Below are 23305 nucleotides of genomic sequence, written 5' to 3'. Positions count from 1 at the left end.
GCGATGCAGACCGTTCACGCGCCCCATCTGCCTGTCAGGCCCGAGTGGCTCGCATTGCGCGACGAGCCGGTGCTCGAACCCGCGCTTGCCATCGTCGACGCCCATCATCACCTGTGGGACCGCCAGACGGGCCGCTATCTCGCGGACGAGTTCGGCGCAGACGTGCGCAGCGGACATCGGGTCGTGTCGACGGTCTACGTGCAGTGTCGCTCGATGTTGCGTGCAAGCGGGCCGGACGCGTTCAAGCCGGTGGGCGAAGTGGAATTCGCGAATGGCGTCGCCGCGATGTTCGAAAGCGGCGCATACGGCCCCGTGCGGTGCTGCGCGGCCATCGTCGGCGGCGCCGATCTGTCGGTCGGCGCCGAACTCGATGGGGTGCTCGACACGATGCTCCAGGTGTCCGGCGGGCGATTGCGCGGGATCCGCAATCCGCTCGCGTGGCATGCGAGCCCCGACGTGCGATCGAGCCCGGTGACGCCGCCGCGCGACCGGATGTCGGATCCCGCTTTCCGGCAGGGCGTGACGACGCTCGCTCGCTATGGACTGTCGCTCGACGCCTGGGTCTATCACACGCAACTCGACGACCTGTACGAACTCGCGCGCGCATGCGAGGGCGTCACCATCGTCATCGACCATTTCGGCGGTCCGGTCGGCGTGGGTCCGCATGCCGGCCGGCGTGCGGAAGTGCATGCGCAATGGAAACGACAACTTGCGCGTCTCGCCGCGCTGCCGAACACGCGCATGAAGCTCGGCGGCGCGGGCATGACCGTATTCGGCTTCGACTTCGCCGCGCGCGACCTGCCGCCGTCGTCGCAGGCGTTGGCGGCGGCGTGGCAGCCGTATTTCGATACCTGCGTCGAATGCTTTGGCGTTGATCGCTGCATGTTCGAAAGCAACTTCCCCGTCGACAAGGGGATGTTCGGCTATCGCGTGCTGTGGAACGCCTTCAAACGACTCGCATCGTCGATGTCGGCCGATGAAAAGGCCGCGCTGTTCAGCCGGACGGCCGCCTCGACGTATCGCATCGCGAATCCCGGAGACAACCCATGAAGACGAGTGCAACCGTGGCGACGCAGGACGTGGAGTCCGCAGCCGCTGAAAAAGGGTTCACGCACGTGACCGGTATCGAGTGGCGTTCGCTGTCGCTCGCGGGGCTCGGCTGGACGTTCGAGAGCTACGACTCGTTCCTGCTGTCGCTGCTGCTGCCGACGCTCGCGCTGCAGTTCGGGCTGAGCAAGGCGCAGCTCGGCATGTTCACGAGCGTCACGGCGGCCGGACAGATCATCGGCGGCATTCTGTTCGGCTTCGTGTCGGACCGGATCGGACGCGTGCGTACCGCGCTGCTCTGCGTCGGCATCTACTCGCTGTTCTCCGGCCTGATCGCGTTTGCGCCCGACGCGCACTCGTTTGCCGCGCTGCGCTTTTTCGGCGCGCTCGGCATGGGCGGAACCTGGACCGCCGGCGCCGCGCTCATCGCGGAGACCTGGCACCCGAGCCGGCGCGGCAAAGGCGGCGCGCTGATGCAGATGGGCTTGCCGATCGGCGCGATCCTCGCGATCGTGATCTCGGGCATCGTCGGCGCGGTGCATGGCGGACTGGGCGGCGACAGCTGGCGTCTGCTGTTCCTGATCGGTGCGTCGCCGTTCTTCATCCTGTTCTGGGTCGCGCGCAAGACGCCGGAATCGCCGATCTGGCTCGAACGGCGGCACGCGAAGTCGCAGGCCCGCAAGCTCGACACCGCGAGTCACGAGAAGCTGAACGTGCGCGGCCTGCTTACCGCTTTCTGCTTCATCTTCTTTTTGCAATACCTGTACTGGGGCGTATTCACGTGGACGCCGACGTTCCTCATCACGGTGAAGCACCTCGATTTCGTGCATAGCCTGAAGTTCGTGCTGGCGCTGCAGTTCGGCGCGATCGCCGGATTCCTGCTGTTCTCGGCATGGGTCGACCGCATCGGCCGGCGTCCGATGTTCCTGGCCTACCTGCTGGTCGGTGCGCTGGCCGTCGGCGTGTACATCGTGTCGGCGAATCCGTTGCTGCTGACGACCGCCATCTTTCTGACCGGCTTCAGCGTGAACGGCATCTTCGCGGGCGCCGGCCCGTTCCTCGCGGAGATCATCGGCAACACGGCATCGCGCGGCTTCTTCATGGGCCTCGCATACAACGGCGGCCGGCTTGGCGGCTTCATCGCGCCGTTGATCATCGGTGCGCTGGCGTCGACGTCGGGCGGCTTCGTGCTCGGACTCGCGACGACGATCGTCGCGTTCCTCGCCGCGGCCGCGGTCGTGCTGTTCGCGCCCGAAACGCGCGGGAAGACGTTGTCATGAACGTCGCCACGCAAGCGGGGTGGGTGAGCCGGCTGTTTCCCGCGCTGACCGAGGCATCGCTGCGGCGCTATCTGAGCGGGCAGGTCGCGTCGGTGCTTGGCAGCTGGACGCAGAACGTCACGCTCAATCTGCTGATCTATCACCTGTCCGGCTCGGCGGCGATCCTCGCGCTGCTCAATTTCCTGCTGTACGGGCCGCAGTTGATCGTCGCGCCGGTGGCGGGCTCCCGCATCGGCTCGGCCAACGCGCGCCGCGTGACGCTATGCGTGCTGACCGCGTCGCTGCTGCTCACGGGCAGCCTCTTCACGTTGTCGCTGCTCGGGCTGCTCGGCGTGAAGCTGATCCTCGCGCATGCGCTGGCGATCGGCGTGTCGAGCGCGGTGGAAACGCCGGCGCGGCAGGTGCTGCTGCTGACGAGCCTGCAGGATGCGACGCACACCTCCAATGCGGTCGCGATGAACACGATGGTCTACAACGTCGGGCGCATGGTCGGCCCGACCATCGCGGGATTCGTTTATCCGACGCTCGGCCCCCGGACATCTTTTGCGATTTATGCGCTCGCGCTGTGCTTCATGGCGGCATGCGTGCGGTCGATCCGGGTTGCGTCGGTGGACCGCCCGTCGCGCGCGGAAAGCGGCCTGCGCGACGCGGTCGGCTATGTCCTGTCCGATGCGTTCTCGGCCCGCTATCTGCCGATTCTCGCGTGCATCGGCCTGTTCGCCGGCAGCTACCAGACGCTCGTGCCGCTGCTCGCGGACCAGGGCTTTCACGATGCGGCGCGCTTTACCGGCGTGTTCTTCGCGTGCGCCGGCGCCGGTTCGTTGAGCGCGGCGGTGTTGCTGTCGTCGGCGTTCGGGCCGCGCGCGTCGCGCCGGTTCATCGCGTATGCGCCGTGGACGGCGGTCGGCGCGCTGGCCGTGCTGGCCGCGACGACCGATGCGGCGGGATCGATCCCGGCGTTCTATGCGCTCGGCTTCAGCCTCACGTTCGCGGCCACGTCGACGAACGCGACGATTCAGCGGCAGTGTCCGGAACACGTGCGCGGCGGGCTCGTCGGGATGTACGGCATGGCCTACAACGGCACGATGCCGTTCGGTTATCTGCTCGTGGGCAGCGCATCCGAGGCGCTCGGCGTGCGACACACCTTCGCCGCCATGGCCGTCGTGCTCGCGTGCGGCATCGTGGCGGTCATCGCGTGGCAACGGTTCACCATTACGCGCGTAAGCGCACAATAAACGGAGACAACATGCAAACCGGTTTCATGGACGCGTCCGCGATCGAGCGCCGGACCATACGAAAGGTCGTCTGGCGACTCATTCCCTTTTTGATGATCTGCTACCTGCTTGCCTTCATCGATCGGGGCAACGTGGGGATGGCGTCGCTGCAGATGAACCATGACCTCGGGATGTCGGCGCAGGTCTTCGGTTTCGGCAGCAGCCTGTTCTTCATTTCGTACTTCTTTTGCGAAGTGCCGAGCAATCTCGCGCTGCAGAAATACGGCGCGCGAATCTGGATCGCGCGAATCATGATCACGTGGGGCATCGTGTCGGCGGCGACCGCGCTCGTGCACAACGCGACGACGTTCTACGTGCTGCGTTTCCTGCTGGGTGCGGCCGAGGCCGGCTTCTTCCCGGGTGTGCTGCTTTATCTGTCGTACTGGATTCCTACGCAGTATCGTGCGCGGATCGTCGCGACGTTCATGGTCGCGATTCCGGCCGCGAGCTTCATCGGCTCGCCGATCTCCGCGCTGCTGTTGCAGATGGACGGCCTCTGGGGCCTGCGCGGATGGCACTGGCTGTTCATCCTCGAAGGCATTCCGACCGTGCTGCTCGGCATCGCGTGCCTGTTCGTGCTGACGAACAAGCCGGACGACGCGAGGTGGCTCGACGACGACGAGCGCGCATGGCTCTCGAGCGCGCTGGCTGCCGGCCACAAGGCGCGCAAGAAGGTGCCGTCGCTGCCGCTCACGCAACTGTTCCGCAACCGCTACGTGCTGTGCCTCGCGCTCGTCGACACGTGTGCTTCCGCGGCAGGCAGCACGCTGTCCGTGTGGCAGCCGCAACTGCTCAAGTCGTTCGGCCTGACCGTCATGGAGACGGGCCTGCTGAATTCGGTGCCGTACGCAGTGGCTTCCGTCCTGATGGTGTACTGGGGCCGGCGCTCGGACCGTGTCGGCGAACGGCGCTGGCACACCGTCGTGCCGATGCTGCTGATCGGCGTGGGCCTGTTCGCGACGTCGCTGAGCGGATCGCTGCTGCCGACGGTCTGCATGCTCTGCGCAGTGCTGGTCGGCGCGTATTCGTTCAAGGGTCCGTTCTGGGCGCTCGCGACCGACATGCTGTCCAACAGCACCGTGGCGGCCGGGCTCGCGACGGTCAATGCGATCGCGAACCTGCTCGGCGGCGGGCTGATGGTGAACGTGTACGGGTGGGTGAAGGCGGCGACGGGCAGCTACGCGCTGGCGTTGATGCCGCTCGCGATCCTCACGCTCGTGAGCGTCGCGACGCTGCTGCTGCTCACGCGCAATCATGCGGCCGGCAAGCTGGTCGGCAAGACGGGGACCATCTGATCATGGCGCGCATCGCGAGACGCGAATTCCTCAGGATCGCCGGCGCGACGCTGGCTTCGACTGCATTGCCGAGGCTGGCCGCTGCCGACGAAACGTGGTCGAGCGGCACCGAGCGGCCGGCGTTCCGATTGCCCGAAGGGGCGATCGACTGTCACATGCACATCTACGACGACCGGTTTCCGGTCGCGCCGGGCACGACACTGCGCCCGCCGAATGCGACCGTCGCGCAATATCGGCGCGTGCAGACGCGTATCGGTGTGAAGCGCAACGTGGTCGTGACGCCGTCGACGTACGGGACGGACAACCGCTGCACGCTGGCGGCGCTCGCGCAGTTCGGCGACGACGCGCGCGGCGTGGCCGTCGTCGATGGCACCGTGAGCGACGACGAACTTCGGGCGCTCGATCGCGGCGGCATCCGCGCGATCCGGTTCAACCTGAGCTATCCGGGCGCGACGACGCTCGACATGCTGGCGCCGCTCGCCGCGCGTATCGCGGACCTCGGCTGGCATATCGAACTGGTGGTGCAGGGCGCGCGGCTGCCGGAGCTCGAGCGTCATCTTGCGGTGCTGCCTTGTCCGCTCGTCATCGACCATATCGCGCATGTGCCGCAGCCCGGCGGGCTGTCGTCGGCCGCGTTTCGCACCGCGCAACGCCTCGTCGAAAAGGGCCATACGTGGATCACGTTGTCGGGGCCGTACGTCGACAGCAAGACGGGCGCGCCTGCCTACGACGACGTCGCGCCGGTCGCGAAGGCGCTGATCGACATGGCACCGGAACGCATGCTGTGGGGCACCGACTGGCCGCACCCGACGCAGAAGACGGACAAGCCGGACGACGCAAGCATGCTGGACGCGATCGCCGGGTGGATCGGGCGTCCGGACTGGCAGCAGCGGATATTCGTCACCAACCCTGCGAAGTTGTACGGATTTGCATAGCGCGGGGAGGATGTCGCGCGACTCCTCCGCGAACAGGCGTCGTTTTTGAACCGGTGTCCAGAATCATTGCTTATTCGACATTGTGAGGGCGGCGAGCCGGATGCCAGAATCGGCTGGCGGCATCTGAACAGGCCGATGCCGCACGCGTTCGATCAATCACCCGGAATCCTGAATACCATGCCCTATCTGCAACTGGACGTGAACGACCACTATTCGGTGGAAACCAAGCAAGCGCTCGCCGCCAAAATGAGCGAGACCTATGCGCGGATGATGTCGGTCGATATTCGGCGTATCAGCGTCGCGATCCGCGAACTGGGGCAAGGCGCTGTCTGGCGTATTGCCGAGGCCGGCGAAGCGCCAGTCCCGGTCGCGGTGATGATGCTGGATATCCGACGGGGGCGCCCGCCCGAACAGCGCATGGAAGTGGCGCAGGCACTCTGTGCGCATTGCGTGGAGATTCTCGGCTTGCGTGAGGATCGGCTCAATGTCGAATTCACGCAGCATTCCGGCGATGAAATGTACCACCCGGCGCTTGGCGGCTATAGCCCGGAGTGGGCTCCCGGCGAGCAGTAGATTTTCCGCCTGGACAGCGCGCGGCTGGCAGCCTCGGCACGTCGTTGACGGGGCCCCACTCGTCATGCGCGATGGACGAAGCGAGCGCTCATGGTTTGAGCCAGCAAGACTGCGCGGTACCTGTCCGCCTGTTGGTTCAACAAGTCCTAATTCATGAGCGGCGCCACCCCGGAGGCTCGCTGTATGGTCTGCGGGGGTTGCCCAAACGCGCGCAGAAATGCCTGGCGCATGCGCTCGCGGTCGCCGAATCCGGTTTCTCTCGCAATGATTTCGATCGGGTGGCGCGTCGTTTCCATCATCAGGCGGGCGGCTTCGACGCGCAGCCGCTCAACCGCCTTGGCGGGGGATTGCCCCGTTTCCTCCCGGAACACGCGGCTGAATTGGCGCGGGCTCAAACGTGCCGCCTCTGCCAGGCGCTCCACCGACAGATCGCTCGCCAGGTTTTCGCTCGCGTAGGTCAGCGCCATTTGCACGCGGTCCGATCGCGCGTTCAGTTCCAGCAAGGTCGAGAATTGCGACTGGCCGCCGCCGCGCCGTTGGTACAGCACGAGCTTGCGCGCGACCATGCGCGCCGTTTCCAGCCCGAAGTCGCTTTCGACGATCGCCAGCGCCAGATCCACCCCGGCGCTCATGCCGGCCGAAGTCCAGACCTGACCGTCCACGACGAAGATGCGATCTTCGTCGAGCTGCACGTTCGGATATTGCTTCTTGAAGGCCCGCGCGTGATACCAGTGCGTCGTGGCACGTTTCCCGTCGAGGAGCCCGGCGGCCGCGAGGACGAAGGCCCCCGTACATATCGACGCAATGCGCCGCGAGCGGAAGGGCGCACGATGCAGGAAATCCACCAGCGTTGCCGACGGCAGCCGGCATTCGTTGTCGCCGGCGACGATCAACGTGTCATATCCCGCTTCGGCCAGCGGTTCGGTGTTGACCGAAAAGCCCTGCGACGACATGACCGCGCCGCCGTGCTCGGACGCGATCCGGAACTGGTACACCTCTTCGCCGCGCAGCAGATTCGCGTACTCGAACACGCTCGCCACTGCGAGCGCGAGCGACTGGAACTGGGGGTAAACAACAAGCCCGACGGTGTGCATGACGTCCGCCATGTGTGTGTCCTGATCAATTGAATCTAGCATAAAACGGACATCGTCACGGGCGGCGGCGGCGTGTCATCAGATGGCATGGCGCGCGGTCGCCTTCAGGAAGCAATGCGCCGAGCGGAGCCACCGACAACACCGATTTTGGGTAACCGGGCGCCTGTTTCAAAGGACGAATCTGCAAGGTTTCCGGTCAGCGTGCGGATGGCATGAATCATTGCATATATGACATTGAGGATGAGTTCGGTCGACGCCAGAATTCGTTCCACGAACCGACACCCGGTCGGCTCAATTCACGGAACGGAAAAATCATGACCACTTCCACGCAAGGCACCGCGCTGATCACCGGCGCATCGGCTGGCATCGGCGCCATTTACGCAGACCGCCTCGCGAAGCGCGGCTACGACCTCATCCTCGTGGCGCGTAACCAGGACCGTCTGAACACGCTTGCGCGCCGCCTCATGGCCGAAACCGGCCGCTCGGTCGAGACCGTCGCCGCCGATCTGAACGACAAGGCGGCGCTCGCGAAGATCGAACGCATCCTGCGCGAGAACAGCAACATCACGATGCTGGTGAACAACGCGGGAATCGGCTCGGTCGCGTCGATTCTCAACGGCGACGTCGACACGATGGAGTCGATGATCAACCTGAACATCACCGCGCTCACGCGCCTGACTTACGCCGTCGCACCGGTATTCGCCAGCAAGGGCACGGGCACCATCATCAACATCAGCTCGGTCGTCGGTATTGCGGTCGAACTGCTCAACGGCGTGTACAGCGCATCGAAGTCGTATGTGCTGAGCTTCGGTCACGCACTTCAGCGCGACCTGTCGGACAAGGGCGTGCGCGTGCAGACCGTGCTGCCTGCAGCGACGGCGACCGAGTTCTGGGATGTGGCCGGCTATGCGAAGCAGAAGGAGGCCGCCAGCACGATGACGGCCGACGACCTGGTGGATGCCGCGCTTGCGGGCCTCGATCAGGGCGAGCTCGTGACGATTCCGACGCTCCATGACGCCGATGGTTGGACGCAATGGGAAGCGGCCCGCCGCGCACTCACGCCCAAATTCGCCAACGCCAAGGCCGCTGCGCGCTACGTGGCGGATGCGAACACCGGCGCTTGAACCGGCCCACCCAATTTTTCAGAAGGTATTGATCATGAACATTCTCAAGATCGGTGCGGCCGTACTCGCAACGGCCACCGCGTTTGCATTGCCGGTGGGCGCGTCGGCGCAGTCGCGCGGCAAGGTGCTGGTTGTCATGTCGAGCGCTCACGAGCTCGATCTGCGCGACGGCAAGAAGTACTCGACGGGTTATTACCTCAACGAATTCGTCGTGCCGTACCGCAAGCTTGTCGAGGCCGGCTACGAGCCGGTGATCGCCAATCCGAACGGCGACATGCCGGTGATGGACGCGAACTCGAACAACAAGCTGTTTTTCGGCGGCGACGATGCAGCGCGCGCGGATGCACTGAAATACGCGCAAGGTATCGCGCAACTGAAGCATCCGAAGACGCTGGCCTCCGTCGTCTCGGAGGGGACCGGCGGTTATGTCGGCCTGTTTATCCCGGGCGGCCATGCGCCGATGGCCGACCTGCTCAAGGACCGGAATCTCGGCAAGATCCTGGTCAGCTTCCACGACAGCGGGCGTCCCACCGGGATCATCTGTCACGGGCCGATCGTGTTGCTGTCCACGCTGCGCGACCCGAATGCCTTCGTTGCATCGATGGTCGCCAACGACGGCAACGCGAATTCCCTCGCGGCTGGCTGGCCGTATGCCGGTTACCGGATGACTGTCTTCTCGACGGGCGAGGAGCAGCAGCTCGAAGGTCCGAGCGGGCTCGGCGGCAACGTGCAGTTCTATCCGGTGAACGCATTGGCCGAAGCCGGCGCTCACGTCGACACGGTGGCGAACTGGCACAGCAACGTGGTCGTCGATCGCGAACTGATCACGGGGCAGCAGCCAATGTCGGCGCCTGAATTCGGCGACGTCCTCGTGGCGAAACTGAAGGCCCGTACGAACTGAATTCGTCTGCGCTGGCGGCGGCCGCGCGTATCGCGAACCTCGGATCGCATATCGAGCGGGGGGCAGGGCACGCGGCTGCCGGCGCTGGAGCGTCATCTCGCGGCGCTGCGTTGCCCGCTCGTCACCGACCATATCGCGCGCGTACCGCAGCCCGGCGGGCTGGGATCGGCCGCATAGCGGCCGCATCTATCGGGTGGGCCATCGATATGGAGCGTGTGCGGCGAAACGGTGCAGGTTCGACCGATATCTTGGTATTAACCCTGATTAAAAACACTTATCACGGTGAAAAATTCCGCATCTTATTGAACCGATATCGGCTGGCTATAGTGGCTCGCTTCCCCGCACGCGCCACCGGCGCGCGCAGACAAACGCAGGAGCCCCTTGATGACCACCGATACCCGCTTCACCGAAGTCGAGGATCTGATGCCCGCCGCCGGCGGGCTGCGCGAGATCCGCCACCACATCCATCACCACCCCGAACTCGCGTACGAAGAGCACGACACGGCCGCGCTCGTCGCGGACAAGCTCGAGCAATGGGGCTGGCAGGTGACGCGCGGGGTCGGCAAGACGGGCGTGGTCGGCACGCTGCGGGTGGGTGACGGCGCGCGCAGCATCGGCATTCGCGCGGACATGGATGCGCTGCCGATCGTCGAGGCGACCGGCCTGCCGTATGCGAGCGGCACGCACGGCAAGATGCACGCATGCGGCCACGACGGCCACACGACGATGCTGCTCGGCGCCGCGCAGCATCTCGCGAAGACGCGCAACTTCTCGGGCACCGTCCACCTGTATTTCCAGCCGGCGGAAGAGCACGGCGTCGACAGCGGCGCGAAGAAGATGATCGACGACGGCCTGTTCGAGCGCTTCCCGTGCGATGCGGTGTTCGGCATGCACAACCATCCGGGCGCGGCGCCCGGCGTGTTCCTCACGCGGCGCGGCCCGTTCATGTCGGCGGGCGACAAGGCGATCATCACGATCGAAGGCGTCGGCGGCCACGCGGCGCGGCCGCACCTGACGGTCGATCCGGTCGTCGTCGCCGCGAGCATCGTGATGGCGCTGCAGACGATCGTCGCGCGCAACGTCGACCCGTCGCAGCCGGCGGTCGTCACGGTCGGCTCGATGCACGCGGGCACCGCGAACAACGTGATTCCGAACGGCGCGCGCCTCGAACTCAGCGTGCGTTCGTTCAGCCCCGAAGTGCGCGCGCTGCTCAAGCGCCGCATCACCGAGCTGGCCGAAACGCAGGCCGCGAGCTACGGCGCGAGCGCGAACGTCGAGTACATCGAGGGCTATCCGGTCGTCGTCAATACGGATGCCGAAACGGATTTCGCCGCGCAGGTCGCGCGCGAACTCGTCGGCGATGCGCACGTGGTCGAGCAGACCGACCTGCTGATGGGCAGCGAGGATTTCGCGTTCATGCTGCAGCAGCGGCCGGGCTCGTTCGTGCGGCTCGGCAACGGCGAAGGCGAGGACGGCTGCATGGTGCACAACCCGAAATACGACTTCAACGATCGCAACCTGCCGATCGGCGCGGCGTTCTGGACGCGCCTCGTCGAGCGTTACCTCGGGCAGTGATCGCGGCGGCGGCGCGCGGCCGCCGCTTCCGGCCGCATTGACAGAAGAGGATAGCGATGCAGAAAGACCATCTCGCGCTGCACCCCGCGCCGACGGGCGTGGCCGAAGCCGGCGCGCCGGGCGCACCTGCCGTCACGCGGCGCGGCGCGATCGCGGCGGCCGTGATCGGCAACTGGCTGGAATTCTTCGACTTCACCGTGTACGGCTTCTTCGCGGTGCTGATCGGCAAGCTGTTCTTCCCGTCGAGCGACCCGACCACGTCGCTGCTGCTGTCGGTCGCGACGTTCGCCGCCGGCTTCTTCACGCGGCCGCTCGGCAGCGTCGTGCTCGGCGTCTATGCGGACCGCAAGGGGCGCAAGGCCGCGCTGAACCTGACGATCATGCTGATGGCGCTCGGCACCGGCCTGATCGCGATCGCGCCGACCTATGCGCAGGTCGGCGTGGCCGCGCCGTTGCTCGTCGTGCTCGCGCGCCTGCTGCAGGGCTTCTCGCAGGGCGGCGAATTCGGCGCGGCGACATCGACGCTGCTGGAGCAGGGCGGCACGTCGCGCCGCGGGTTCCGCGCGAGCTGGCAGCTCGCGACGCAGGGCGGCGCCGCGCTGATGGGCTCGGGCTTCGCGGCGCTGCTGTCGAACACGATGACGAAGGACGCGCTCGAAGGCTGGGGCTGGCGGCTGCCGTTCCTCGTGGGCGTGCTGATCGCGCCGGTCGGCATGTATTTGCGTCGCCGGCTCGCGGACGACGCGCCCGGCGACCGCCATCACGGCATCGAGCGCGGCGTGCTGCACGAGCTGTTCTCGAAGCACACGCGCACGGTGGTGCTGCTGATGCTCACGGTGATGGGCGGCACGGTGTCGACCTACATCCTGACGTTCTACATGCCGACCTACGCGATCCATACGCTCGGCCTGCCGATGAAGCTGTCGATGTTCGTCGGCGTCGCGTCGGGCTGCGTGATGCTGGTCACGTGCCCGCTGTTCGGCTGGCTGTCGGACAGGCTCGGCAGTCGCCGCCTGCCGATCTTCGTCGGCCGCGGCGTGCTGGTCGCGCTGCTGTTCCCGGCGTTCTGGCTGATGAACCATCATCCGACGCTGTCGGTGATCCTGCCGCTGACCGCGCTGATGCTGCTGTTCTATTCGCTCGGTTCGGCGTCGGAAATGGCGCTGATGTGCGAGTCGCTGCCGCGCCACGTACGTGCGACGGGCATCTCGATCGCGTATGCGCTCGCGGTGACGATCTTCGGCGGCACGTCGCAGCTGATCGCGACCTGGCTCGTGAAGACGACCGGCAGCAAGCTCGCGCCGGCCGGCTACGTGGCCGCGTGCGTGGTGCTGTCGCTGATCGCGGTCGCGATGCTGCGCGAGACGGCGCGGGAATCGCTGGACTGACCCGGCGCGCAATGCGCGATGCGGGCGGCGGCACGGCCCTGCGCGCTTACCGCCCGCGCACCACCCTCAGATACGACGCGAGCATCGTCGCGAGTTCCTGCGCGGCCGGCGTCAGCGGCACGGCCGCGCGCTGCAGCAGGCACACGTCCTGTGCTTCGGCCGGTTCGCGCACCGGCACCTTCGCCAGCGCGCCGGCGAACGGCCCGTGCCGCGTGATCGCCTCGGTTTCGAGCGCGAGCGAATCGGTCTGCGTGACGATCTGCAGCGTCTCGAACATCCCTTCGACGGTCGCGAGAATCCTCGGCGGCGGCTGGCCGTGCGCGTCGAAGTACGCGAGCAGCCGGTTGACGACCGGATCGGCGCTCAGGTTCGGCGAGCGCGTCGACACCCATCCATAGTCGGCCAGCTCGGCGAGCGATTGCGCATGCATCGCCGGATGCCCGTTGCGGCACACGACCACCGGCGCTGACGTACGCAGCGGCGTGACCGCGAGATCGGTCGTGTCGGTCTGCTTCGCGACCAGCGCGATCGCGAAATCGACCGCGCTTTCGCGCAGCCAGCCGATCATCATCCGCGACGTGCCGGTGCGCAGGTGCACGTCCACCTTGTCGAAGCGCGCGCGAAACGCGGTCAGCACGGGGGCGAACGCGTCGATCAGCGGCTCGGTCACGAGGCCGAGCGTGACGGTGCCTTCGTAGGCGCCGCTCAACTGACGGATTTCCCGCTCGACCTGCTCGCATTCGCCGAGGATCGAGCCGGAGCGCGCGAGCAGCCGCTGGCCGACCGCCGTCGGCACGATCCCGCGATTGGTGCGCGTGAACAGCGTCGCGCCGAGCGTTGCTTCGAGGCCCTGCAGTTGCTGCGTGACGCCGCTTTGCGCGAGGTCGAGCGCGCGTGCGGCCGCGCGCAGGCTGCCGTGCTCGACGACGGCCTGGAAGATGCGGAGCTGGGACAGCGTGAACGCCATGGGAAGCAGCGAAGCCGGTGATCGGAAATGCCGATCATGATAAGTCAGCCGATGGTTCCGGCGCTGGCCCCGGGCTTCTACGATCGCAGGCAGTCCGGCTCATGCCGTGTGTCCCGCTTCCTGCCCATCGTCGACCATGAAACGTATCCTCGTCCCGCTCGTTTCCCTGTGCCTTGGCCTGGCGGCCACGTCCGCGTACGCGCTCGACGCGCACGTGGTGCGGCTCGGCATCGATCCGACTTATCCGCCGATGGATGCGAAAGCGCCCGACGGCAGCCTGAAGGGCTTCGACGTCGATCTCGGCAACGAAATCTGCCGCCGCGCGCAGTTGCGCTGCCAGTGGGTCGAGCTCGAATTCTCCGGGATGATCCCCGCGCTGCAGGCGCGCAAGATCGACGCGATCCTGTCGTCGATGGCGATCACCGCGAAGCGCGAGAAGCAGATCCTGTTCTCGTCGAAGCTGTTCCGCTTCAAGTCGCGGCTCGTCGCGCGGGCCGGCAGCGGGCTCGACGGCACGGCGGCGTCGCTGGCCGGCAAGCGCGTCGGCGTGCAGTCGGGCACGCAGTTCGAGTCGTGGGCGCTCGCGCACTGGGCGCCGGCCGGCGTCGGCGTGGTGCCGTACAAGAGCCAGGACGACGTGTTCGCCGATCTCGTGAACGGCCGCCTCGACGCGGCGCTGCTCGGGGCCGTGGAAGCCGACTACGGATTCCTGCGCCAGCCGCGCGGCAAGGGTTTCGCGTTTGTCGGCGCGCCGCTCGACATGGGCGATCGCGGCGTCGGTATCGGCATGCGGCAGTCGGATGCCGCGCTGAAGGCGTCGATCGACGGCGCGATCGCATCGATGCTGAAGGACGGTACGTACGAGCGGATCGCGAAGCAGTACTTCGATTTCAACCCGTACGGCGATTGAGCGCCGTGCCGGCCCGTTCTTCCGATTCCCCGTTTCCATCCGTTCGAGATCATCGATGCAGATTCGCACCACGCCGCTCCTGTCGCCGTCGATCGGCACGCAGCGCACGCTCACGAGCTTTCATTTCGGGCCTGCCGACAGCGGCCGCAAGATCTACCTGCAGGCCGCGCTGCACGCGGACGAGACGCCCGCGATGCTCGCGGCGGTCGTGCTGAAGCAGCGCCTCGCGCAGCTCGACGCGGAAGGCCGGCTCTCGGCCGGGATCGTGCTCGTGCCGGTGTCGAACCCGGTCGGCCTCAATCATCATCTGCTCGGGCAGTTCATCGGCCGTTTCGACCTCGCGAGCGGCCGCAACTTCAATCGCGGCTTCCTGCCGCTCGCGGAGATCGCCGCGCGTGCGCGCGACCGGCTGGGCGACGACGGCGCACGCAATCGCGCGATCGTGCGCGAATGCGTCGGGGCGGCGCTCGCGGAAATCGCGCCGCACACCGAATTCGATGCGCTGCAGCTTGCGCTGCTGAAGTTGTCGCACGATGCCGACGTCGTGATCGACCTGCATTGCTCGCTCGAAGCGGTGATGCACGTGTACACGAGCGACACCGCGTGGCCGGACGTCGAACCGCTCGCGCGGTATCTCGGTGCGCAGGTGTCGCTGCTCGCCGAGGATTCGGGCGGGCACGCGTTCGACGATGCGCATCACCTGCTGTGGTCGCGGTTGCGCGCGCATTTGCCGGACGGCACGCCGATGGCGGTCGGCACCGTGGCCGTGACGGTCGAGTGCCGCGGCCAGCGCGACGTGACGTACGAATACGCGCAACGCGACGCCGACGCGCTCGTCGACTATCTCGTGTGGTGCGGCGCGGTGCGCGGCGAACGGGCGCCGCTGCCGCCGCTGGCCGCGCCGGCCACGCCGCTCGCGGGCAGCGAGCAGTTCTACGCGCCGGTCAGCGGGATTCTCGTGCACCGCGCGGCGATCGGCGCGACGATCCGCGCGGGCGATCCGCTGTTCGACATCGTCGATCCGCTGACGGATGCGGTCACGACGATTTCGAGCGCGACCGACGGCGTGTTCTACATGCGCCGCGCGATCCGCTTCGTGACGGCCGGCGCGCCGCTCGGCCGCGTGACGGGCACGGTGCCGGTGCGCAAGGGGATGCTGCTGGGTGCGTGAGTGCCGGGACGGGCGCGTGTCCGAACGGCGCCACTCAATTTCGTTCTCGTCAAATTGACCGGGCGTTGCCGCGCCCCTAAATTGGGTGATGCGGAGCGCGCTCCGTGTTCCGTGAGAAGGACGTTGCAAGCAGAGTCAGAGAGTTGAGCGGGCGGCGAATGCCGCCCGTCTTTTTATCCGCGCGACCTGCGAATGCCCATCGTGCCGATCCCACGAGCGAAGTAACCGCTCACCCGCGCCGCGCCACCAGTTCCGACACCGTCTGTGCGGCCTGCTGCAGCGGCCCGAGAAACTCCTTCACCATCTGCTTCGCGGTATGCCGCTGCGCGTTGCCGCTGATGTTCATCGCGGCGATGATCTGCCCGCGCCGGTTGCGGATCGGCGCGGACAGCGACATCAGCCCCACTTCCAGTTCCTGGTCGACCACCGCCCAGCCTTGCTGGCGCGCCTGCGCGATCGCCGCCTTCAACTCGCCGATGTCTGTGATCGTGCGTGGCGTATGCGCGCGGATGCCGCTCTGCGCGAGCGTTTCGTCGAGCGCCGCGTCGTCGAGCGCGGACAGCAGCACGCGGCCCATCGACGTGCAGTATGCGGGCAGCCGGCTGCCGATCGACAGGTTGATCGTCATGATCTTGCGGGTCGGCACGCGCAGCACGTAGACGATCTCGGTGCGGTCGAGCACCGCGGCCGAGCAACTTTCGTGGATCTGCTCGGACAGCTGCTCCATTACCGGATCGGCGAGATTCCAGAACGGCATCGACGTGAGATACGCGAAGCCGAGCTCGAGGATCTTCGGCGTGAGCCGGAACAGCCGGCCGTCGGCCTCGACGTAGCCGAGCGTCTGCAGCGTGAGCAGGATCCGGCGTGCGCCCGCGCGCGTGAGGCCGGTGGCCGACGCGACCTCGGTGAGCGTCTGCTCCGGGCGCGTCGCGTCGAACGCGCGGATCACCGCGAGGCCGCGCGCGAACGACTGCACATAGGAGTCGCCGGGTTTCGTTTGAATATCGTCGGTTGTCATGAGCGCCTGGAATGTCGTGCAGCCGAGAAGATAGCGCATGGGGCCCGACACGCCAACCGCGCGGCGGACCGCGCGCTTGACAGGTCGTCCCTGCACTCCCTATGATGCGTTGAACGTTCGATACACGATCTTATGTTCGTATATAGAACATTTAAGCGCATCCCGGCGGGCAATGCAAGGGGCGCGCCCTGTTCATTTCCCAGCCTTCCATGGGACCGGAGACACTGATGACCGAAGCTTTTCTGTGTGATGCGATCCGTACGCCGATCGGGCGTTACGGCGGTGCACTGTCCGGCGTGCGCGCCGACGATCTGGGCGCGGTGCCGCTCAAGGCGCTCGTCGAGCGCAACCGTGACGTCGACTGGGCGGCGATCGACGACGTGATCTACGGCTGCGCGAACCAGGCCGGCGAGGACAACCGCAACGTCGCGCGCATGTCGGCGCTGCTCGCGGGTTTGCCGGAAAGCGTGCCGGGTTCGACGATCAACCGCCTGTGCGGTTCGGGGATGGATGCGGTCGGCGTGGCCGCGCGCGCGATCAAGTCGGGCGAAGCCGCGCTGATGGTGGCGGGCGGCGTCGAGAGCATGACGCGCGCGCCGTTCGTGATGGGCAAGGCCGCGAGCGCGTTCGCGCGCCAGGCCGACATCTACGACACGACGATCGGCTGGCGCTTCGTCAATCCGCTGATGAAACAACTGCACGGCGTCGATTCGATGCCGGAAACCGCCGAGAACGTCGCGGTCGATTACCACATCAGCCGCGCGGATCAGGACCTGTTCGCGCTGCGCAGCCAGCAGAAGGCCGCGCGCGCGCAGCAGGACGGCACGCTCGCCGAAGAAATCGTGTCGGTCACGATCGCGCAGAAGAAGGGCGATCCGGTGATCGTGTCGCGCGACGAGCATCCGCGTGAAACGTCGCTCGAGGCGCTCGCGAAGCTGAAGGGCGTCGTGCGCCCGGACGGCTCGGTCACGGCCGGCAACGCGTCGGGCGTGAACGACGGCGCCGCCGCGCTGCTGCTCGCGAACGAGGCAACCGCGAAGCGCTTCGGCCTGACGCCGCGCGCCCGCGTGCTGGGGATCGCGACGGCCGGCGTCGCGCCGCGCGTGATGGGCATCGGCCCGGCGCCCGCCACGCAGAAGCTGCTCGCGCGGCTCGGGATGACGATCGACCAGTTCGACGTGATCGAGTTGAACGAAGCGTTCGCGTCGCAGGGCCTCGCGGTGCTGCGCATGCTCGGCGTCGCCGACGACGATCCGCGCGTGAACCCGAACGGCGGCGCGATCGCGCTCGGCCACCCGCTCGGCGCATCGGGTGCGCGCCTCGTGACCACCGCGATGTATCAGTTGCATCGCACGAACGGCCGTTTTGCGCTGTGCACGATGTGCATCGGCGTCGGCCAGGGCATCGCGATCGCGATCGAACGCGTGTGAGCGGCGTGATGCGGTGAAGCGGCCGGATACGCACCGCTTCACCGTTGCGCCGTGTCCCCCCACGCTGGGCGGCACGAGGTGTCTCGTGCCGCCCAGCGTCGTTAACCGGCCCGCGACAATTGCCGGAGACGTGCATCGAGCGCATCGATCTCGGTGTCCGCGAACACCTCGATGCCGTGCTCGCGCAGCAGCGCGGCCGTGACGCCGGCGCCCGCGTGCCGCCGGCTCTCGAAACTTCCGTCGTAAATGAACGTGCTGCCGCACGACGGGCTGCCGTCGGCGAGAATCGCGAAGCGGCAGTCGTGTGCTTGCGCGACGGCCAGCGCGGTCCGCGCGCCGGCAATGAACGGCGCCGTCACGTCGACGCCGTTCACGTCGACGATGCGTGCGTGCCCGGCCAGCACCTGCTGCCCCGATGCGCCGCCGGCGATCTCGGCAGGCGGGCGCGGCACGCTGAGGCCACCGGCGAGTTCCGGGCAGATCGCCACGAGACGCCCTTCGCGCCGCCACCGTTCGAGCGCCGTGTGCGCGGCGGTCTTCGCCGAGCCGTTGTAACGGACCGGATGCCCGGCCACGCACATGCTGACGAGGATCTTCGGCGTGGCAGGCGGTGGCGGGTCGTCGTTCAATATCGTGCTCCGTGTCGTGGCGGCCGTGGCGGAGCGGAAAATTCCACGCTCGATCCGCGTGCCGGCCGTCAGGCCGTCGGCCCTTCCAGATGAATGTCCTCGGGCTCGAGCGCGTAAAGCTCGGGATCGGGCGACGCGCTGACCGTGAAGCCGAGCCGCAGATAGAAATCGATCGTGCGCTGCGACGGCGTGGCCGACACGTAAAGCCGCTCGGCGCCCATCGCGCGCGCCTGCGCGCGGGCCGTGCGGTAGAGCTGTTCGCCGAGCCCGCAGCCGCGCCAGTCGTGGCTTACGTGCAGGAACTTCAGTTGCAGCATGTCGCGTTGCGGGCCGAGCGGCCGGCTGTCGACGACCGCTGCCGCGACGAGCCGCGCGCCGTCGAACCTGCCGAGAAACCAGCCGCCGCGGTCGTGGCAATCGAGCAGGATCGGCGTGTAGTGATCGGCTTCGCCGTCGGGCCAGCCGGCCACGTCGTAGAACTCGGGCACGAGATGCAGCGTGCGGTCGCGCAGCACGTACAGGTGTTCGATGATTTCGCGCCGGTCGATGGTCCATACGAGCGGGATGTCGTCGCGCGCAAGCGGGCGGGCCGACAGCGCGTCGCGTTCGGCGGCCGTGCGGCGCGTCATGCGGCCCTCCGGTGCGCGGCGATCGTACCCGTCAGCGGCAGGCGCGGCATGCCGTCAGGCGGCGCCATCCGATAGCCGTCCGGTTCGCGTTGTCCCGGAAACCGCGTGGCGCCGCCATTCCGGAAAAACGCGGCCTGAGCGCGTTGACGACGCTCATGCGCGGCCGTCGCGGTATTCCGGGACAGCCGATTCAGCTCATGCAATGCCTTTTTCATCGAATTCGAATTCCAGTGGAATGGCGCAGGATAGGTCAATCGTTTCGCTGCGCGCAACGGCCGCCGGCATTGTCAATGCCATGCGGCGCTCCGTGACGGCCAGATAACGTGCGCGGTAATTATCGCCGGATTATTTGATCCAAATCATGGTAATGGCCGGGTTGCCCGTTTTATCCGCATCGGAATTAAGGTTTGCCGGTGAACTGCCGACAGTAAGGACGAGAGTGTCGTAAAGCGAACAACCGTTTTTCGGCTACTGAGCGCGATTTCAGCGCGGCGCGGACGACAGATCCGCCTTTCGGAGCCTTGCATGCGCAACAACCAGCCCGTTACCCAACAGGAATTCGATTTTCCCGACGACGTCACGCTGATGTCGACGACCGATGCCGATAGCATCATCACCTACGCCAACACGACGTTCGCGCAGGTGAGCGGCTTCTCGAACGAGGAGCTCGTCGGCCAGCCGCACAACGTGGTGCGCCATCCGGACATGCCGAAGGAGGCGTTCGCCGACATGTGGGCGACGCTGCGGCGCGGCGAGCCGTGGACCGCGCTCGTGAAGAACCGCCGCAAGAACGGCGACCACTACTGGGTGCGCGCGAACGCGATTCCGGTAATGCGCGACGGCGCGCCGCAGGGCTACATGTCGGTGCGCACGAAGGCGCCGCGCGACGAGAGCACAGCCGCGGACGCGCTGTATCGCGCGTTTCGGGACGGCAAGGCCGGCCGGCGCCGATTCCACAAGGGGCTCGTGATCCGCACCGGGCTGTTGCGGATCGCTTCGCTGCCGCAGACGATGTCGGTGCGCGCGCGCGTGCATGCGGCAGTGTGCGTGCTGGCGCCGGCCGTCGTCGGCACGGGGTGGGCCTGCGGGCTCACCGGCGGCGGGCTCGCGGCGTTTGCCGGCGTGACGGTCGGCGTGGCGGCCGCGGCCGGGCTGTGGCTCGACGCGCAGATCGTGCAACCGCTGAAGCGGCTGCACGAGCAGGCGCTGAACGTCGCGACCGGCGAGAGCCGGCGCGGCGTGCGGATGAACCGCGTCGACGAGATCGGCATGACGCTGCGCACGATCAACCAGCTCGGGCTGATGTTCCGCTGGCTCGTGGACGACGTCAGCGAGCAGGTGCACAACGTGCAGCGCGCGAGCAACGAGATCGCGCAGGGCAACAGCGACCTGAGCGCGCGCACCGAACAGGCCGCGTCGAGCGTGCAGCAGACGGCCGCGTCGATGGCCGAGATGACGGCGACCGTGTCGAGCAACGCGGAGACGGCGCGGCAGGCGAATCAGCTGTCCGTTTCCGCGAGCGGCGCGGCCGAGCGCGGCGGACAGGCGGTGAACGAAGTCGTCGCGACGATGAACGACATCACCGACAGCTCGCGCAAGATCTCGGACATCATCGGCGTGATCGACGGCATCGCGTTCCAGACCAACATCCTCGCGCTGAACGCGGCGGTCGAGGCCGCGCGTGCGGGCGAACAGGGGCGCGGTTTCGCGGTGGTGGCCGGCGAAGTGCGCGCGCTCGCGCAGCGCAGCGCGAACGCGGCGAAGGAGATCAAGACGCTGATCGGCGCGAGCGTCGAGCGGGTCGAGTCGGGCGCGCGGATCGTCGATGGCGCGGGGAAGACGATGGAAGACATCGTCACGCAGGTGAAGCGCGTGTCGGACCTGATCGCGGAGATCAGCTCGTCGACGGCCGAACAGAGCACGGGGGTCGCGCAGGTCGATCAGGCGGTCGTACACCTGGACAACATCACGCAGCAGAACGCGGCGCTCGTCGAGCAGAGCACGGCGGCGTCGGAAAGCCTGAAGCAGCAGGCGACGCGGCTCGTGGATGCGGTGAACGTGTTCAGGTGAAGGGTGGCAAGCGTGCGCGACGTGCGGATTCGATCGATGAATCCGGCATGTCGCGCACGGCACATGTCCGGATTGGCGAATTCAATCGAATGACGCCAAACGCGAAATATTCGTATTTACGACTTTATCGTTGTGCGTTAAATCGGGCCGAGCACATTACGTTGAACGATCGGGCGAGTGGCCGTCAGGCCGTTGTCCGGTCACCCATTCCGGTTTATCCATAAATAAATCATTCGGCAAAAACACGTTCATGCATCTTTAATGCATATTTACCCGAATACGGCATCATGTTTTCGCCGAATTTGCCGAAAGCGCAGGAGTCGACTCACACGCAGGCGAATCGATCGCCATGCGTGGAGTCTCGAATCAATCGACGAACGGACGCAAGATCCGTCACCCGGAGCTCCACACCATGCGCAACAACCAGCCTGTCACGCAACGCGAATTCGAATTTGCCGATGATGCGACGCTGATGTCGACGACAGACGTCGACAGCCACATCACGTACGCGAACGCGGCGTTCATCCAGGTCAGCGGCTTTTCTCCCGAGGAGATCGAAGGCCAGCCGCACAACGTGGTGCGGCATCCGGACATGCCGAAGGAAGCGTTCGCCGACATGTGGGCGACGCTCAAGGGCGGCGAGCCGTGGACCGCGCTCGTGAAGAACCGCCGCAAGAACGGCGATCACTACTGGGTGCGCGCGAACGCGATTCCGGTGATGCGCAACGGGCAGCCGAAGGGCTACATGTCGGTGCGCACGAAGGCGACGCGCGACGAGATCGCGGCCGCCGAGGCGCTGTATCGCGATTTCCGCGAAGGCAAGGCCGGCAGCCGCCGGTTCCACAAGGGACTGATCGTCCGCACGGGCGCGATGCGCGTCGCGTCGCTGTTCCAGACGATGTCGGTGCGGGCCCGGCTGGTGTCGACGCTGTGCGTGCTTTCCCCGGCCGTCATCGGCGCCGGCTGGGCGGCCGGGTTGACCGGCGGCGGGCTCGCGGCGTTTGCCGGTGCGGCGGTCGGCGTGACGGCGGCGGCCGGGCTATGGCTCGACGCGCAGATCGTGCGGCCGCTGCGGCAACTGCGCGACGAGGCGTTGCGGGTGGCGACCGGCGAAAGCCGCAGCGGCGTGCGGATGAACCGCGTCGACGAGATCGGCATGACGCTGCGCACGATCAACCAGCTCGGGCTGATGTTCCGCTGGCTCGTGGACGACGTCAGCGAGCAGGTGCTGAACGTGCAGCGCGCGAGCAACGAGATCGCGCAAGGCAACAACGATCTGAGCGCGCGTACCGAACAGGCGTCGACGAGCGTGCAGCAGACGGCCGCGTCGATGGCCGAGATGACGGCGACCGTGTCGAGCAACGCGGAGACGGCGCTGCAGGCGAATCAGTTGTCGGTGTCCGCGAGCGAGGCGGCCGAGCGCGGCGGACAGGCGGTGAACGAAGTCGTCGCGACGATGAACGACATCACCGACAGCTCGCGCAAGATCGCCGACATCATCGGCGTGATCGACGGCATCGCGTTCCAGACCAACATTCTCGCGTTGAACGCGGCGGTCGAGGCGGCGCGCGCGGGCGATCAGGGGCGCGGTTTCGCGGTGGTGGCCGGCGAAGTGCGCGCGCTCGCGCAGCGCAGCGCGAACGCGGCGAAGGAGATCAAGACGCTGATCGGCGCGAGCGTCGAGCGGGTCGAGTCGGGCGCGCGGATCGTCGATGGCGCCGGGAAGACGATGGAGGACATCGTCACGCAGGTGAAGCGCGTGTCGGACCTGATCGCGGAGATCAGCTCGTCGACGGCCGAACAGAGCACGGGGGTCGCGCAGGTCGACCAGGCGGTCGTACACCTGGACAACATCACGCAGCAGAACGCGGCGTTGGTCGAGCAGAGCACGGCGGCGTCGGAAAGCCTGAAGCAGCAGGCGACGCGGTTGGTCGAGGCGGTGAACGTATTCCGCTGATCGCGGGAGGGGGAAGGTGACGCGGGCGCGACGGAGAG

The 23305-nt window shown here is 66.9% G+C and carries 21 protein-coding genes and 1 pseudogene; 16 read left to right on the top strand and 6 right to left on the bottom strand.

The annotated features are described in order from the left end of the window. The first annotated feature begins 3 nt into the window (after positions 1–3). The 6 genes from CFB81_RS26985 (at position 4) to CFB81_RS26960 (ending at position 6404) form a co-directional block, all read left to right on the top strand. Positions 4–1050, top strand: coding sequence for an amidohydrolase (locus CFB81_RS26985; RefSeq protein ID WP_089437197.1), 1047 nt, complete (start codon positions 4–6; stop codon positions 1048–1050). Next, positions 1047–2327: an MFS transporter gene (locus CFB81_RS26980; protein WP_089437196.1), complete on the top strand. Its 1281-nt coding sequence runs from the start codon at positions 1047–1049 to the stop codon at positions 2325–2327. The genes CFB81_RS26985 and CFB81_RS26980 overlap by 4 nt, the downstream gene beginning before the upstream one ends. Then, the gene (locus CFB81_RS26975) at positions 2324–3562 is read left to right on the top strand and encodes an MFS transporter (RefSeq protein ID WP_089437195.1); all 1239 of its coding nucleotides are present in this window, start codon (positions 2324–2326) and stop codon (positions 3560–3562) included. Before CFB81_RS26980 ends, CFB81_RS26975 begins: the two co-directional genes overlap by 4 nt. Positions 3563–3573: 11 nt before the next feature. Further along, on the top strand, positions 3574–4896 hold the full coding sequence (locus tag CFB81_RS26970; RefSeq protein WP_089437194.1) for an MFS transporter: 1323 nt from the start codon (positions 3574–3576) through the stop codon (positions 4894–4896). Positions 4897–4898: 2 nt separating this feature from the next. Continuing rightward, complete coding sequence (locus tag CFB81_RS26965) at positions 4899–5831, top strand: amidohydrolase (protein WP_089437193.1); 933 nt, start codon at positions 4899–4901, stop codon at positions 5829–5831. Between the two features lie 177 nt (positions 5832–6008). Next, complete coding sequence (locus tag CFB81_RS26960; RefSeq protein ID WP_069621546.1) at positions 6009–6404, top strand: tautomerase; 396 nt, start codon at positions 6009–6011, stop codon at positions 6402–6404. A 146-nt stretch (positions 6405–6550) separates the two neighbouring features. Here CFB81_RS26960 and CFB81_RS26955 read toward each other — a convergent pair whose 3' ends face one another. Next, the gene (locus CFB81_RS26955) at positions 6551–7498 is read right to left on the bottom strand and encodes a GlxA family transcriptional regulator (RefSeq protein ID WP_060303536.1); all 948 of its coding nucleotides are present in this window, start codon (positions 7496–7498) and stop codon (positions 6551–6553) included. 104 nt (positions 7499–7602) lie between these two features. After that, positions 7603–7770, bottom strand: a complete 168-nt coding sequence (locus CFB81_RS36280; RefSeq protein WP_176730273.1) for a hypothetical protein — start codon at positions 7768–7770, stop codon at positions 7603–7605. 42 nt (positions 7771–7812) lie between these two features. Between CFB81_RS36280 and CFB81_RS26950 the strand changes: the two genes are divergently transcribed. The 5 genes and pseudogenes from CFB81_RS26950 (at position 7813) to CFB81_RS26935 (ending at position 12486) form a co-directional block, all read left to right on the top strand. Beyond that, on the top strand, positions 7813–8622 hold the full coding sequence (locus CFB81_RS26950) for an SDR family oxidoreductase (protein ID WP_089437192.1): 810 nt from the start codon (positions 7813–7815) through the stop codon (positions 8620–8622). Then, entirely contained in the window at positions 8603–9523 is a 921-nt protein-coding gene (locus CFB81_RS26945) for a type 1 glutamine amidotransferase domain-containing protein (RefSeq protein ID WP_256976344.1), read from the top strand. Before CFB81_RS26950 ends, CFB81_RS26945 begins: the two co-directional genes overlap by 20 nt. A 20-nt stretch (positions 9524–9543) precedes the next feature. Next, positions 9544–9697, top strand: a pseudogene (locus CFB81_RS36695) (2-pyrone-4,6-dicarboxylate hydrolase); the annotation flags it as partial. Positions 9698–9907: 210 nt separating this feature from the next. After that, on the top strand, positions 9908–11098 hold the full coding sequence (locus tag CFB81_RS26940) for a M20 aminoacylase family protein (protein ID WP_059487458.1): 1191 nt from the start codon (positions 9908–9910) through the stop codon (positions 11096–11098). A 56-nt stretch (positions 11099–11154) separates the two neighbouring features. Then, positions 11155–12486, top strand: a complete 1332-nt coding sequence (locus tag CFB81_RS26935) for an MFS transporter (RefSeq protein WP_089437190.1) — start codon at positions 11155–11157, stop codon at positions 12484–12486. Between the two features lie 46 nt (positions 12487–12532). Here the strand turns inward: CFB81_RS26935 and CFB81_RS26930 are convergent, their stop codons facing one another. After that, complete coding sequence (locus CFB81_RS26930; RefSeq protein WP_069621541.1) at positions 12533–13453, bottom strand: LysR family transcriptional regulator; 921 nt, start codon at positions 13451–13453, stop codon at positions 12533–12535. A gap of 136 nt (positions 13454–13589) precedes the next feature. Between CFB81_RS26930 and CFB81_RS26925 the strand changes: the two genes are divergently transcribed. Together CFB81_RS26925 and CFB81_RS26920 are read left to right on the top strand one after the other, a co-directional pair. Then, positions 13590–14363 (top strand): transporter substrate-binding domain-containing protein, encoded by a 774-nt coding sequence (locus CFB81_RS26925; protein ID WP_089437189.1) that lies wholly within the window; start codon positions 13590–13592, stop codon positions 14361–14363. Positions 14364–14418: 55 nt separating this feature from the next. After that, entirely contained in the window at positions 14419–15534 is a 1116-nt protein-coding gene (locus tag CFB81_RS26920; RefSeq protein ID WP_089437188.1) for a succinylglutamate desuccinylase/aspartoacylase family protein, read from the top strand. Positions 15535–15763: 229 nt separating this feature from the next. Here CFB81_RS26920 and CFB81_RS26915 read toward each other — a convergent pair whose 3' ends face one another. Beyond that, positions 15764–16552, bottom strand: coding sequence for an IclR family transcriptional regulator (locus CFB81_RS26915; RefSeq protein ID WP_069621740.1), 789 nt, complete (start codon positions 16550–16552; stop codon positions 15764–15766). 227 nt (positions 16553–16779) lie between these two features. Here CFB81_RS26915 and pcaF point away from each other — a divergent pair, with 227 nt between their 5' ends. After that, a complete protein-coding gene (gene pcaF / locus CFB81_RS26910; RefSeq protein ID WP_069621538.1) occupies positions 16780–17982 on the top strand; it encodes a 3-oxoadipyl-CoA thiolase in 1203 nt (400 codons plus the stop codon). Between the two features lie 101 nt (positions 17983–18083). On the opposite strand, the gene CFB81_RS26905 is transcribed toward pcaF, so the two are convergent. Both CFB81_RS26905 and CFB81_RS26900 read right to left on the bottom strand, forming a co-directional pair. Further along, a complete protein-coding gene (locus tag CFB81_RS26905) occupies positions 18084–18611 on the bottom strand; it encodes a DUF523 domain-containing protein (protein WP_089437186.1) in 528 nt (175 codons plus the stop codon). A gap of 68 nt (positions 18612–18679) precedes the next feature. Then, a complete protein-coding gene (locus CFB81_RS26900) occupies positions 18680–19240 on the bottom strand; it encodes a GNAT family N-acetyltransferase (RefSeq protein WP_089437185.1) in 561 nt (186 codons plus the stop codon). Positions 19241–19765: 525 nt separating this feature from the next. Here CFB81_RS26900 and CFB81_RS26890 point away from each other — a divergent pair. Then, positions 19766–21310, top strand: a complete 1545-nt coding sequence (locus CFB81_RS26890; RefSeq protein WP_069621534.1) for a PAS domain-containing methyl-accepting chemotaxis protein — start codon at positions 19766–19768, stop codon at positions 21308–21310. Between the two features lie 412 nt (positions 21311–21722). Beyond that, the gene (locus CFB81_RS26885) at positions 21723–23267 is read left to right on the top strand and encodes a PAS domain-containing methyl-accepting chemotaxis protein (RefSeq protein WP_089437183.1); all 1545 of its coding nucleotides are present in this window, start codon (positions 21723–21725) and stop codon (positions 23265–23267) included. Positions 23268–23305: the final 38 nt, after the last annotated feature.

It is taken from the genome of Burkholderia sp. AU28863, assembly GCF_002223195.1.
Taxonomy (GTDB): Bacteria; Pseudomonadota; Gammaproteobacteria; order Burkholderiales; family Burkholderiaceae; genus Burkholderia; species Burkholderia sola.
The sequence above is the reverse complement of the archived record's forward strand: the minus strand, read 5'-3'. Positions and strand labels throughout refer to the sequence as shown.